The sequence below is a fragment of the Achromobacter pestifer genome, from assembly GCF_902859625.1.
GTDB classification, from domain to species: Bacteria; Pseudomonadota; Gammaproteobacteria; order Burkholderiales; family Burkholderiaceae_B; genus Achromobacter; species Achromobacter pestifer.
The window spans coordinates 645,280-659,099 of record NZ_CADIJX010000003.1; the positions used below are offsets into that span (position 1 = coordinate 645,280).

At 64.1% G+C, this 13,820-nt stretch carries 13 protein-coding genes; 8 read left to right on the forward strand and 5 right to left on the reverse strand.

All coding sequences use genetic code 11. The features are described from left to right. The first annotated feature begins 38 nt into the window (after nt 1-38). From HV753_RS14530 to HV753_RS14565, 8 genes are all read left to right on the forward strand, one after another. On the forward strand, nt 39-1,013 hold the full coding sequence (locus HV753_RS14530) for a sialic acid TRAP transporter substrate-binding protein SiaP (protein ID WP_175175181.1): 975 nt from the start codon (nt 39-41) through the stop codon (nt 1,011-1,013). Nucleotides 1,014-1,074: 61 nt separating this feature from the next. Next, a complete protein-coding gene (locus HV753_RS14535; protein WP_175175182.1) occupies nt 1,075-1,707 on the forward strand; it encodes a TRAP transporter small permease in 633 nt (210 codons plus the stop codon). A gap of 66 nt (nt 1,708-1,773) precedes the next feature. After that, the gene (locus tag HV753_RS14540) at nt 1,774-3,183 is read left to right on the forward strand and encodes a TRAP transporter large permease (protein WP_175175183.1); all 1,410 of its coding nucleotides are present in this window, start codon (nt 1,774-1,776) and stop codon (nt 3,181-3,183) included. 13 nt (nt 3,184-3,196) lie between these two features. Continuing rightward, a complete protein-coding gene (locus HV753_RS14545; RefSeq protein ID WP_175175184.1) occupies nt 3,197-3,943 on the forward strand; it encodes an SDR family oxidoreductase in 747 nt (248 codons plus the stop codon). 30 nt (nt 3,944-3,973) lie between these two features. Then, a complete protein-coding gene (locus HV753_RS14550; RefSeq protein ID WP_175175185.1) occupies nt 3,974-4,840 on the forward strand; it encodes a fumarylacetoacetate hydrolase family protein in 867 nt (288 codons plus the stop codon). Between the two features lie 40 nt (nt 4,841-4,880). Next, nucleotides 4,881-6,416: a UxaA family hydrolase gene (locus tag HV753_RS14555; protein WP_175175186.1), complete on the forward strand. Its 1,536-nt coding sequence runs from the start codon at nt 4,881-4,883 to the stop codon at nt 6,414-6,416. A gap of 148 nt (nt 6,417-6,564) precedes the next feature. After that, nucleotides 6,565-8,085, forward strand: a complete 1,521-nt coding sequence (locus HV753_RS14560; RefSeq protein ID WP_175175187.1) for a mannitol dehydrogenase family protein — start codon at nt 6,565-6,567, stop codon at nt 8,083-8,085. Between the two features lie 10 nt (nt 8,086-8,095). After that, nucleotides 8,096-9,148, forward strand: a complete 1,053-nt coding sequence (locus tag HV753_RS14565) for an Ldh family oxidoreductase (RefSeq protein WP_175175188.1) — start codon at nt 8,096-8,098, stop codon at nt 9,146-9,148. On the opposite strand, the gene HV753_RS14570 is transcribed toward HV753_RS14565, so the two are convergent. From HV753_RS14570 to HV753_RS14590, 5 genes are read right to left on the reverse strand one after another with little or no spacing between them, the layout of a single operon-like run. Then, complete coding sequence (locus HV753_RS14570; protein ID WP_175175189.1) at nt 9,145-9,855, reverse strand: ABC transporter ATP-binding protein; 711 nt, start codon at nt 9,853-9,855, stop codon at nt 9,145-9,147. The genes HV753_RS14565 and HV753_RS14570 overlap by 4 nt on opposite strands. Further along, nucleotides 9,852-10,640: an ABC transporter ATP-binding protein gene (locus HV753_RS14575; RefSeq protein WP_175175190.1), complete on the reverse strand. Its 789-nt coding sequence runs from the start codon at nt 10,638-10,640 to the stop codon at nt 9,852-9,854. The genes HV753_RS14570 and HV753_RS14575 overlap by 4 nt, the downstream gene beginning before the upstream one ends. Beyond that, entirely contained in the window at nt 10,637-11,623 is a 987-nt protein-coding gene (locus tag HV753_RS14580) for a branched-chain amino acid ABC transporter permease (protein WP_175175191.1), read from the reverse strand. The genes HV753_RS14575 and HV753_RS14580 overlap by 4 nt, the downstream gene beginning before the upstream one ends. Nucleotides 11,624-11,632: 9 nt before the next feature. Continuing rightward, a complete protein-coding gene (locus HV753_RS14585) occupies nt 11,633-12,553 on the reverse strand; it encodes a branched-chain amino acid ABC transporter permease (RefSeq protein WP_175175192.1) in 921 nt (306 codons plus the stop codon). 40 nt (nt 12,554-12,593) lie between these two features. Next, nucleotides 12,594-13,769: an ABC transporter substrate-binding protein gene (locus HV753_RS14590; protein WP_175175193.1), complete on the reverse strand. Its 1,176-nt coding sequence runs from the start codon at nt 13,767-13,769 to the stop codon at nt 12,594-12,596. Nucleotides 13,770-13,820 lie beyond the last annotated feature (51 nt).

Genomic DNA, 13,820 nt, shown 5'->3' on the forward strand with positions numbered 1-13,820 from the left:
CATTCGCCGCGCCCGCTACCTCAGAGAGAGGAGACAACATGAATCGAGGCAACGCTATCAAAGTGCTGTTTGCCGCCGTCGCGCTGGCCGTCAGTGGCAGCGCGCTGGCGCAAACCAAGCTGAAATGGGCGCATGTGTACGAGACCTCCGAACCCTTCCATACCTCGTCGGTGTGGGCGGCTCAGGAAATCGAGAAACGCACGAACGGCCGCTATCACATCGATGTCTATCCCGCCTCTCAGCTGGGCAAGGAAAACGACATCAACCAGGGGCTGACCCTGGGCACGGTGGACATGATCATTTCCGGGTCCAGCTTTGCCGCCAAGAGCTTTCCCCGCATCGGCGTCACGTACTACCCCTACATCTTCCGCAATCCCGAGCACCTGATCGCCTATACCAAGAGCGACATCTACAAGGAGCTGACGCGCGGTTACGACGAGAAAAGCGGTAATCACATCGTCGCGACCACCTATTACGGGACCCGCCAAACGACGTCCAACCGCGCGTTCACCAAGTGCTCGGAAATGAAGGGCATGAAGATCCGCGTGCCGGACGTGGCCGCCTACCTGGCGATGCCGCGCGCCTGTGGCGCCAACACCGCGCCCATCGCGTTTGCCGAGGTCTATCTGGCCTTGCAGAATGGCACCGTGGAAGCGCAAGAGAACCCGCTGACCACCATCGAAGCGAAGAAGTTCTACGAAGTGCAGAAGAACATCATTCTGACGGGGCACATCGTTGATCACTTGAACACGGTGATCTCGGGCAAGCTGTGGAAGAGCCTGTCGGACGACGACAAGAAGATCTTCTCCGAGGTGGCGCAGCAGGCGGCCGAAAAGGCGTCGGCCGAAGTGGCCGACAGCGAGAAAAAGATGGTCGAGGTGTTCAAGAAGCGTGGCTTGAACGTGGCGGAAGTCAATGTCGACGATTTCCGCAAGACCGTGCTGGAGAAGGTGCCGTTTGAGCAATACGGCTATCAGAAATCGGATTGGGAAAAGATCCAGGCGGTGAAGTAAGCCGCAGGCGGGCCGTTGCGGCCCGCCATCCTTGACCCGACATTCGACCAGGGGAAATCCCATGCACATCCACGCGAAGGCCGCGCCGCTGGCGGCCGCCAGCCACCCTCCAAACCATCCCCTGCCGCCGGCGGGTCCGCATCAGGCATCCGTCGACGAGATCGTCCATAGCTTTGAAGAGGCCGATCAGCATGAGGTCAGCCTGGCGGGCTACCAGCCCGAAGACTGGATCTGCCTGGCCATCTTCTGGACGATGGCGATGTTGGTCTTCTTGCAGTTCTTTTCCCGCTATGTACTGAACGATTCCTATGCCTGGACCGAAGAGCTGGCGGTGTACTGCCTGATCGGCGTGGTGTTCCTGGGCGCCGCGATGTGCGTGCGTGCCTGTCGCCATATCCAGGTGGATTTCCTGTATCGCTATCTGCCCAAACCGGTGGGCCGCGTGCTGTCCACGGTGATCGACATCCTGCGCACGGCCTTCTTTGGCTATGCCGTGTGGCTGACTTACCGCTACATCGTGTTGGTGGGCGATGAACCCATGACGACGCTGTTCTGGAACAAGTCCTATGTGTATTGGGTTGCCCTGGCGGGTTTCGTGATGATGTTTCTGAGGTCGCTGCAAGTGTCCGTGCAGAACTGGCGGCAAGGCTATTCGATCCTGGAAAACCCCGCGGCCTACGAGTCGCTGGACTGAGATCGCCGAATAGATTCGCAGCACCCAACTCCCTACGAATCCGCAGTGCCTTTCCAGGAGCAAGACATGGGCACACTGATTGGAACCTTTTTGCTGTTGATGATCCTGGGCCTGCCGGTGGCGGTGTCCATGGCGGGCGCTTCCTTGCTGTTCGTGTTGATCTCGGGCAGCGTGCCGGACGTGGTGGTGGCGCAGCGCATGATCGCGGGCGTCGAGTCGTTTCCGTTGCTGGCCGTGCCGTTCTTCATCCTGGCGGGCAACCTGATGAACATCGCCGGCATCACGGGCCGCATCTACAACTTCGCGGTGGCGCTGGTGGGCTGGATGCGCGGCGGACTCGGCCAGGTGAACATCATTGGTTCGGTGGTGTTTGCCGGCATGTCGGGCACGGCGATTGCCGACGCTGCCGGGTTGGGCACGATCGAAATCAAGGCCATGAAGGATCACGGCTACGAGACCGAATTCGCGGTGGGGGTCACCGCGGCCTCGGCCACCTTGGGGCCGATCATCCCGCCGTCATTGCCGTTCGTGATCTACGGCATGATGGCCAACGTGTCGATCGGCTCGTTGTTCCTGGCGGGCCTGCTGCCGGGCGCCGTGCTGACGATATTGATGATGCTGACCGTGGCCTACTACGCCCGCCGCAACAACTGGGGCGGCGACGTGGCGTTCAACTGGAAGCGGCTGGGCGGAGCGGGCCTGGAAGTGTTGGTCGTGCTGTCCTTTCCCGCGTCCATCTGGTTGATGACGCTGGCCGGCGTGTCGCCCAACGTCGCCACCGGCATTGCATTCGTGGCCTTGCTTGCACTGGATTGGCGCTTCAATTTTTCCGCCGTCATGGCGTTGATGGCGCCGGTGATTCTGATCGGCGGCATGACGCTGGGCTGGTTCACGCCCACCGAAGCCGCCGTGGCGGCGGTGATCTGGGCGTTGTTCCTGGGTCTGGTGCGCTACCGCTCGATGACGTTGAAGACCTTGGCCAAGGCCTCTTTCGACACCATCGAGACCACGGCATCGGTGCTGTTCATCGTGACGGCGGCCTCGGTCTTCGCGTGGTTGCTGACCACCACGCAGGCCGCACAAACGCTGACCGACGCCATCCTGAGCGTGACGCAGAACAAGTGGGTGTTCCTGCTGATGGCCAACGTGTTGATCCTGATCGTGGGGTGCTTCATCGACACCATTGCCGCCATCACCATCCTGGTGCCGATTCTGTTGCCCATCGTGCTGAAGCTGGGCATCGATCCGATCCACTTCGGCCTGATCATGACCCTGAACCTGATGATCGGCCTGCTGCATCCACCGATGGGGATGGTGCTGTTCGTGCTGGCCCGCGTGGCACGGCTGTCGGTCGAACGCACCACGATGGCCATTCTTCCTTGGCTGGTGCCGCTGTTCGTGGCGCTGATCGCCATTACCTACATTCCTCAGATCACGCTTTGGCTGCCCACCGCCATGGGCATGGCCGGCAAATAACAGGAGCACCTCCATGTCTGGAAGATTGCAAGGCAAGACCGCCATCGTGACTGCCGCCGGGCAGGGCATCGGCCGCGCCGTGGCCGAGGCCTTTGCGCGGGAAGGCGCCGACGTGTTGGCCGTGGACATCAACGCGGCGGCGCTGCAAGCGCTGTCCGGCTGCCGCACCCAGGTGCTGGACGTGACGGATGGCCGCGCCATCCTTGGGCTGGCGGAAAGCGCGGGTCCGATCGATGTGCTGTTCAACGGCGCGGGCTTCGTGCATGCCGGCACCATCCTGGATTGCGATGAAGACGCCTGGGACTTTTCCTTCAACCTGAATGTGCGCTCCATGTACCGTCTGATCCGCGCCTGCCTGCCCGGCATGCTGGCGCGCGGGTCGGGGTCCATCGTCAACATGGCGTCGGTGGCGGGCAGCATCAAGGGGGCGCCGAACCGTTGCGCCTATGGGGCGACCAAGGCCGCCGTCATCGGGCTGACCAAGGCCGTGGCGGCCGACTTCGTGTCGCAGGGCATACGCTGCAACGCCATCTGCCCGGGCACGGTGGAGTCGCCGTCGTTGCGTCAGCGCATCGAAGCGCAGGCGCAGGCCAGCGGCCAGTCCATCGCGGCGGTGGAGGCCGCGTTCACGGCACGCCAGCCGATGGGCCGTATCGGCCGCACCACTGAAATCGCCGCGCTGGCGGTGTATCTTGCCAGCGATGAATCCGCCTTTACCACCGGCACCGCCCAAGTGATCGACGGCGGCTGGTCGAACTGAACGTTCAACGTTTTTCCAAAGGAATCTGCTATGAAATTGATGCGCTATGGCGCCAAGGGCGCCGAGAAGCCCGGTCTGATCGACGCGCAAGGCAAGGTACGTGATCTGTCTGGCGTCGTGCCCGACATCACCGCGCAAACGCTGACCAGCGCCCGGTTGGCCGAGCTGCGCGCGCTGGATCCTTCCACGCTGCCGCTTGTGTCGAATCCGGGCCGCGTGGCCCCGCCCTGGACCGGCATGGGCAAGTTCATCTGCATCGGTTTGAACTATGCCGACCACGCCGCCGAATCCGGCTTGCCGGTGCCGGCCGAACCGGTCATCTTCATGAAGCCCACGTCCGCCGTCGTGGGGCCGAACGACCCCGTCGTGCTGCCGCAGGATTCCATCAAGACCGATTGGGAGGTCGAGCTTGGCGTGGTGATCGGTGAAAAAGCGCGCTATGTCAGCGAGGCCGACGCGATGCAGCACGTGGCAGGCTATTGCGTCGTGAACGATGTGTCCGAACGCGAATACCAGATTGAGCGCGGCGGTACCTGGGACAAGGGCAAGGGCTGCGACACCTTCGGTCCCATCGGTCCCTGGCTGGCCACGGTGGACGAAATTCCCAATCCGCAAGACCTGGAGATGTGGCTGGAAGTGAACGGCAAGCGCTACCAGAACGGCAGCACGCGCACCATGGTGTTCGGCGTGGCGCAACTGGTGGCCTACGTCAGCCGCTTCATGACCCTGTATCCGGGCGACCTGATCACCACCGGCACGCCGCCGGGCGTGGGCATGGGCCAGAAGCCGTCGCCGGTCTATCTGAAGGCGGGCGACGAGATCAAGCTGGGCATTGCCGGCCTGGGTGAACAACGCCAGCGGGTTCATGCCTGGGATCCGGCATTGATCGACGGATGAGCTTCGTCTGAATCCGCACCCCTTACTTTCCGGAGTCCTCATGGCCCAGAACGACACGACAGTGATACGCATCCATCCGGCGGACAACGTGGTGATCGCCCGGCGACAGCTGGTCAGCGGTACGCGACTGGAAAGCGAAGGGGTGACGGTGCAGGGCCTGGTGCCGCCCGGCCACAAGGTGGCCGTCCAAGCCATTGCGGCGGGCCAGCCGGTACGCCGCTACAACCAGATCATCGGCGTGGCGCGGCAGGACATCGCGCCCGGGCAGCACGTGCATACGCAGAATCTGGAATTCTCGGATTTCGAACGCGACTATGCGGTGGGGCAGGGCGCGCACGCCACGGACTACGTGACGCCAGCGGCCACTTTCGACGGCATCGTGCGCGGGGACGGCCGCATCGCTACCCGCAACTACATCGGCATCCTGACCAGTGTGAACTGTTCGGCCACGGTGGCACGCGCCATCGCGGACCATTTCAGGCGCGATATCCATCCGGATGCGCTGGCCGCCTGTCCGAACGTGGATGGCGTGGTGGCGCTGACTCACGGCGCGGGCTGTGCCACCGGCAGCGAAGGCGAGCCGCTGCGGGTGTTGCGGCGCACGCTGGGCGGCTACGCGCGGCATGCCAATTTTGGCGGGTTGATGATGGTGGGGCTGGGCTGTGAAACGAATCAGATCGGCGGCCTGATGGAACAGGAAGGCTTGCGTGAAAGCGGCCTGCTGCACACCTTCAACATCCAGGACACGGGCGGCACCCGCAAGACGGTGGCGCGCGGGATTGAACTGGTGGAGCGAATGCTGGAGCAGGCCAATCAGGTGCGTCGCCAGCCGGTGCCCGCCAGCCATCTGACGGTCGGCCTGCAATGCGGCGGGTCCGATGGTTATTCGGGTATCAGCGCCAACCCGGCGCTGGGCGCGGCGGTGGATCTGCTGGTGCGGCACGGCGGTACCGCCATCCTCTCGGAAACGCCTGAAATCTACGGCGGTGAACACTTATTGACGCGCCGCGCGGAAACCCCCGCCGTGGCCGACAAGCTGTTGGCCAGGGTGCGCTGGTGGGAAGACTACTGCGCCCGCAACGATGCTGAAATGGACAACAACCCATCGGCCGGCAACAAGGCGGGCGGGCTGACGACCATCCTGGAAAAGTCGCTGGGAGCCATCGCAAAGAGCGGCACCACCAATCTGACCGACGTGTTTGAATACGCCGAGCCGGTCCGCGCGCGTGGCCTGGTTTTCATGGACACGCCGGGCTACGACCCCGTGTCTGCCACCGGGCAGGTGGCGGGTGGCGCCAACCTGATCTGCTTCACCACCGGCCGCGGGTCCGCCTACGGCTGTGCGCCCGCGCCGTCCTTGAAGCTGTCGACCAACACGGCGCTGTGGCAGCGTCAGTCGGACGATATCGACATCAACTGCGGCGACGTCGTGGATGGCGTGCAGAGCGTGGCGCAGATGGGTGAACGGATTTTCCAGCTAATGTTGCAGACCGCGTCGGGCCGCCGCACGCGCAGTGAAGAGCACGGTTACGGTCAGAACGAGTTTGTGCCATGGCAGCTGGGCGCGGTGATGTAGACGCATCTTGCGTGACACCGCGGACGTCCACGTTGCATTTGGTCACTGTGCCGATATCGAAGAAATCGTCGTCAGCGGATATCCTCGTTCGCGCGCCGACTGGCCGGTCATTCGACAGGTGCATGGCGCCTTACGCCATTGGTCAACCATGCTTGAACGTTTGAATACGGAGTCGTTGCCGCGCCTGCCCGCAGACGTGGAAAGACCCATTTACGACCGCAGCCGCCTGACGCCCGGCATCGTGCATCTGGGGCTGGGAGCCTTTCACCGCGCGCATCAGGCGGTGATGACGGACCTGGCAATGCAGGCCAGCGGTGACCTCAGTTGGGGCATTCTGGGCGTGTCGTTGCGCAGCTCCGCCACGCGCGATGCGCTTACGCCGCAAGACGGCCTGTACACATTGGCCTTGCGCGACGGCGGGCCAGATGGGCAGAGCCGCGAGCAATTGCGCGTCGTGGGTTCGGTACTGCGCGTGATGGTGGCGGAAGAAGATCCCAACGCGGTGCTGGAACGGATCGCTTATCCGCAAACCCGCATCGTCAGCCTGACCGTCACCGAAAAGGGCTACAGCCACGAACCCGCCACCGGCTACTTGCGCTGGGATGATCCGGACATCCTGCATGATCTGGAAAACCCGCACCGCCCGCGCAGCACGATCGGCATTCTGGTGTACGGACTGGCACTGCGGCGCGAACGCGGCCTGCCGCCCGTGACGCTTCTGTCATGCGACAACCTGCGTGGCAACGGCGATACCTTGCGCAGCCTGGTGCTGGCTTTCGCCTTGCGGGTGGATGTGTCGCTGACGAGTTGGATCGACACGCACTGCACCTTCCCGAATTCGATGGTTGACCGCATCGTGCCGGGCACCGATGACGAGGACCGGCAGCGTATCGCCGAGCGACTGGGCGTGGAAGATGCATGGCCCGTGGTCGGCGAACCCTATATGAACTGGGTCATCGAGGATAAATTCGCCGCGGGCCGGCCGGCCTGGGAGGCTCATGGCGGCGCCACCTTCGTGCACAACGCCGCGCCCTATGAGCGCTTGAAGCTGCGCATGGTGAACGGCCCGCATTCCACTTTTGCCTATCTGGGCGGCTTGCTGGGCTACCAGACGATCAGCCAGGCGGTGCAAACACCTGCCTTGCGCGATTTCGTCGACGCCATGATGCGAGAGGAGATCGCGCCCACGCTGAAAGGCATTCCGGATAGCGGGCTGGAGGAATACCGCCGCCGTTTCCTGGCGCGCATCGCGAACCCCGCGCTACCGCACCCGACCTCGCAAGTGGCGATGGATGGATCTCAAAAGGTCCCGCAACGCCTGCTGGACACGATACGCGACCGGCTGCGCACGGGCAGCGATATCCAGCGCCTGACGCTGGCGGTCGCGGCGTGGCTGCACTATCTGCGTGGCGAGGATGAGTCAGGCGGCCGCTACAAGATCCAGGATCCGATGGCGGCTCGGCTGGCCAAGCTGCTGGCGCGCGCCGAGGTCGCCGCCCGCGCTTCCGCGCCGTCGCAGGCCGCGCATCGCCGTGCGGTGGTGTTGTCGGGATTCAAACCGGTGTTTGGTGATTTGGGCAAAGCGTCCGAGTTTGTCTCGGCGCTGGCCGTGCATCTGGAAACCCTGCGCCAGCATGGCGTGTTGCACGCCGTGGAGGCCGCTACCTGAGGAGCGCTGCATGAACGCGGAATGTCGAGTGGATGCCGTCGAGTGGCAACGGTGGGGGCAAGACTGTCTGCGTGCCCAGGGCTTTACCGAGGAAGACGCGCGGTGCCTGGCGGACAGTCTGGCTCAGACCAGCCTGTGGGGCATTGATTCCCACGGCATCGCGCGCCTGCCGCACTACCTGAACCGCGTGGCGCACGGCTCCATCCTGGCCCGCCCCGCGATCCGGATCGATCGCACCGGCCCGGGCACGGCGCAAGTGCATGGTGGCCGAGGGCAAGGCATCGTGGTGGCGCATCGGGCCAACGCGCTGGCGATGGAACTGGCGCTGGAGGCCGGAATAGCTGCGGTGGGTGTCAGCAACTCATCGCATTGCGGGGCTATCGGCCTGTACAGCCGCGCGGCGGCCGCGCAGGGCTTGATCGGCATCGCATTCACGCATTCCGATTCGATCGCGGCGCCTTACGCCGGCCATCAACCATTCTTCGGCACCAATCCTATTTCCCTGGCGTTTCCGCGCGCGGGCGCCGAGCCCCTGTGCCTGGACATGGCCACCACGGCCATCCCCTGGAACCGCGTCATGAATGCCCGGCGCGATGGCGTGGCCTTGCCGCCGGGTGTGGCGCTGGACGCGCAAGGAAATGACTGCACGGAGGCCGATCAGGTTCGCGCGCTGCGCCCGTTGGGCGGCGACGGTTATGGCTACAAGGGCTATGGCCTGGCGATGATGATTGAACTGCTGTGCGGGCCGCTGAACGGCAATCCGTTCGGGCCGCATATCTCTCCCATGTACGACGCGCTGGAGCGCCCACGTGAACTGGGAGCCTTCTTCATCGTGATCGATCCCGCCCGGTTCGCAGGAGGCGCGGCACTGGCCGGCGTGGTGGCGGCAATGGCGATGGAGTTGGCCCAGGCGCCCGGCGCCCCGCGCATGCCGGGCGACCCGGAGGCCGCTGCCCAGGCTGAGCGTCGGCGGCAAGGCATCCCCGTGCCGTCGGCGCTGTGGGAGGACATGGCGGCCTGGAGCGTGCGTTTGGGCGTGGCGCCGCCCGCGCGCAGGCTTTAAACGCCCAGGTACTGCAACAACCGGGGCTCGTCGTCCAGGAAGGCCTGCGATGATCCGGTCCAGGCGACGCGCCCCTTTTCCACGATGGCGTGATGGTCCGCCGTGGCCAGCAGGGGTTCCAGGTTCTTGTCGATGCACAACACAGCCAATCCCGTCTGCTTCAAGGTATCCAGCGCGGACCAGATTTCCTCGCGCACTACCGGCGCCAGCCCCTCGGTGGCTTCGTCCAGGATCAACAGGCGCGGGTTGGTCAATAGCGCGCGGCCGATCGCCAGCATCTGCTGTTCGCCGCCCGACAAATGACTACCCAAGTGGCGCGCACGTTCGGATAGACGGGGGAACAGCGCGTACACCCGGTCCAGCGTCCAGGGCTCTGCCGCGCCCTGGCGATTGTGGGCAGTGGCGATCAGGTTTTCGCGCACCGACAGGTTGGGAAAAATATGCCGACCTTCCGGTACCAAGCCAATGCCGCATTGCGCCACCTTGTAGGCGGGCAGCCGGCTGATGTCGTGGCCGTCGAAGACGATGCTGCCTTGCGTGGCCCGGTTCAAGCCCATCACCGTTTTCACGGTGGTGGACTTGCCCATGCCATTGCGTCCCAGCAAGGTCACGAATTCGCCAGGCCCGATATCCAGGTCGATACCGAACAAGGCCTGGCTGGCGCCATAGTGCGCGGTCACGCCTCGCAGCGACAGCAGGGCGCTCATGCGTGCGCCGCCCGTTGACGCGGGCTGTTCGCGCGGCGGCTGCCACGTTCGCTGCCCAGATAGCATTCGCGCACCTGCGCGTTATTGCGGATGTCGTCCGCGGTGCCGCACGCCAGCGCGCGGCCGTAGACCAGGACGGTGATGCGGTCGGATAGGGCGAAGACGGCTTGCATATCGTGTTCCACCAGCAGGATCGTGTAGCGCCCGCGCAGTTGCAGCAGCAGGCGGGTCATGGCTTCGGATTCGTGCTGGCTCATGCCCGCCATTGGTTCGTCCAGCAACAGCAGGGACGGTTGGCAGGCCAGCACCATGGCCAGTTCCAACTGCCGCAGTTCGCCGTGCGCAAGCTCGCCCGCAGGCGTGTTGGCGCGGGCGGACAGGCCGGCCAGCGCCAGCGCCTCTTGAGCCGGCGTGGTCAGTGCGGCGGTGGACAGTACCGGGCGCCAGAACCGGAAGCTGTGGCCGCGCCGCGCCTGAACCGCCATCACGACATTCTCCAATGCGGTGAACGGCTTGAAGACCGAGGTGATCTGGTAGGAACGAGCCAGGCCATGACGCACGCGCTTTTCAACGGGCATGCGGGTGATGTCCCTGCCGTCCAGCAACACGCGGCCGCCATCGGGCCGTAGTTCACCGCTTAACTGGCCGATCAGCGTGGTCTTGCCGGCGCCGTTTGGCCCGATCACGGCGTGCAGTTCACCGGCGTGCACATCCAGCGACAGGTCGTCGGTGACGGTCAGGCCGCCATAGCGCTTCAGCAGATTCTCGATGCGCAGCGCGCTCATAGCGGTTCTCCGGAGGGCTGGCGCAGGGAGTTGGCCGTCCGGCTGCGCCATGGCTTGTCGGGCAGGTTGCCGTACACGCCTCGGCGGGACACCAGCACCACGCCGACAATCAATAGCCCCATGATCAGCATCCAGTGCCCGGTCAGCAGCTTCAATCCTTCTTCCAGCAGCAGGAAGGCCAGCGCGCCCACCACCGGCCCGAACAACGTGCCCAGGCCGCCCAGCACCACCATCACGATCAGTTCACCCGACGTGGTCCATGCCAGATAGGATGGCGAGACATACATCGTCAGATTGGCCAGCAGCATGCCCGCCACGCCGCAGATCATTGCCGAGATCACGTAAGCGGCCAGGCGGTAGCGCAAGGTGGGAAAGCCCAAAGCGCGCATGCGCCGTTCGTTGGCCTGACAGCCGCGCAATGCCATGCCAAATGGAGCATGGATCAGGCGGTGCAATAGCCCCAGCACCAGCAGCAACACGCCGAAGGCCGTGTAGTACAGCGCCAGCGGAGTATCCAGCCGGAACGCACCGAAGTCGCTACCGGCGAACAGCGACATGCCGTCGTCACCGCCAAAGCCGTCCAGGCCCGTCGCCAGGAAATAGAACATCTGCGCAAACGCCAACGTGATCATGATGAAGGCGATGCCAGAGGTACGCATCACCACATAGCCGCTGATCAATCCCACCACGGCGCAGGCGCCCAGTGCGCCCGCCAGGTGCAGCCAACCGCTTTCAATGCCATAGTGCGACATCACGCCGACGGAATACGCGCCCAGCCCCAGGTATAGCGCGTGGCCGAAGCTGACCATGCCGCCATACCCCAACAGCAGGTTCAGGGCCAGCGCGGCCACGCCGTAGACCAGCACGCGCCCGAACAGCGCCAGCAGAAAAGGTTCGCCCTGCCATTGGGCGTAAATGGGCAACAGGGCCAGCAACAACAGCAGGGCTGCGGCCACCAGGGTGCGGGGAGATAGGTTCTGCATGAAATCCCCTTATCCGTGCTTGACGGGGAACAGGCCCTGCGGCCGCAAGGCCAGCACCAGCGCCATCACGACGTAGATCAACATTGACGCGATGGCGGGGCCGGCCGCGTTCGCCGCAGCGGGGGGCAACGCGGCGCGCAGCAACGTCGGCAGCAGCGCGCGGCCCAGCGTATCGATCAGGCCCACCATCAGCGCGGCCAGGAATGCCCCGCGCACCGAGCCGATGCCGCCGATCACGATCACCACCAAAGTCAGAATCAGGATGGGCTCGCCCATGCCGGTTTGCGCCGACAGGATGGGGCCTGCCATCAACCCCGCCAGGCCCGCCAGCACCGCACCCAACACGAACAGCAAGGTGTTCAGCCGCGCGATGTTCACGCCCAGCGCGCCCACCATCATGCGGTCAGTGGAGCCCGCGCGGATCAGCATGCCCAACCGCGTGCGGTGGATCAGCACATAGCAGCCCGCGGCCACCAACAGCCCCACCACGATAATCAGGAAGCGGTACAGCGGATACGTGACGCCCAGAATATCGATCGTGCCCGACAGCCAGGACGGCAGGCCCATGCTGATGGGCGCCGGCCCCCAGATGATGCGGGTCAGCTCGTTGAAGAACAGGATGAAGCCGAAGGTGGCCAGCACCTGGTCCAGGTGTTCACGCGGATACAGGCGAGCCAGCGCGATGCGGTCCAGCAGCAGACCCAGCGCCGCCATGCCGGCGATGACCGCGGCGCCCGCCAGCAGGAACGAGCCGGTGTGGCGGAACACGGTGGCCGCGATGAAGGCGCCCATCATGTAGAGCGAGCCGTGCGCCAGGTTGATGAAATTCATGATGCCGAACACCAAGGTCAGCCCGGCGGCCAACAGGAACAACAGAATGCCAAGTTGCAGGCCGTTCAAGGCCTGCACCAGCAACAGCGTCGTGGACATAAGGTTCACCTCTTGCCAGCGGCCGGCGTGGCCGTCCGGCTTACTTCATGACGCATTGCGCGGCGTACTGGTCCGACACTTTGGACAGGTCCGGGAAGATGGGGCCTTTATTCACAAAGGCCACCTTTCCGTCCGCACCCGCCTCCACGTCGGCGCGGAAGAATCCAGCCACGGGAAAATGATTGGGTTGATAGCGGAACTCGCCGCGCACCGATTGAAAATCGGCGGCTTCCAGCGCCTTGCGCAATGCCTCCTTGTCGTCGACCTTGCCGCCGGTCTTCTTCAACGCCGAACCAATCAGCTGGGCGGCATCGAAGGACTGCGCGGCGTAGCTGGAGGGCTCACGTCCATACTTCTGGCGGAATGCGGTGGCAAAGACCTTGTTGGCGGCATTGTCCAGATCGGGCGAATACGGCACGTTGGTCACCGCGCCCAGCGCATCCTTTTGCAATGCAGGCAGCGTGGCGCCGTCGATGGTGTCCACCGACAACAATGGGATTTTGCCGAACAGGCCCGCCTGGCGGTATTGCTTGATGAAATTCACGCCCATGCCACCGGGAAAGAACACGTAGGCAGCGTCCGGTTTTGCGTCGGCCAATGCCGCCAGTTCCACCGAATAATCAGGCTGGTTCACCTGCGTGAAGACTTCGTTGGCGACCTCGCCCTTGTAAAAGCGCTTGAAACCGGCCATGGCATCCTTGCCGGCCTGGTAGTTGGGCGCCAACAGGTAGACCTTCTTGAAGCCCATCTGGTTGGCCATTTCGCCGCTGCCTTCGTGGCGCTGCGTGTTGTTCCAGGACGTCGAGAAGAAATAGGGCGAACAGTCCTTGCCCGCCAGATTGGTCGGGCCGGCGTTGGAGCCCACCAGGAAGACGCCTGCGGTCGTGACCGGGCGCACCACGGCCAGCATCACGTTGGAATACACCACGCCGGTGATGATCGGCACCTTGTCGCTTTGCACCAGCTTGCGCGCAGCCTGTACGCCCACTTCGGGCTTGAACTGGTCGTCTTCCTTGATGATCTGCACGGGGACGCCGCCCAGCTTGCCGCCGCCTTGTTCCACGGCCAGCATGAAGCCATCCAGTTGGTCTTGGCCCAGCACTGAGCCCGGGCCGGTCAATGTGGTCAGCAGGCCGATCTTCACATCGGCCATCGCGGTGGCTGACAAGGCCAGTCCCATGACCGCAGCGGCGGCCAGCGTGGTGGTGCGTTTCATGGTGTTTTCCCTTGAGTTGCCGTGTGTCACGGTCATGGTGTTGTGAATGGC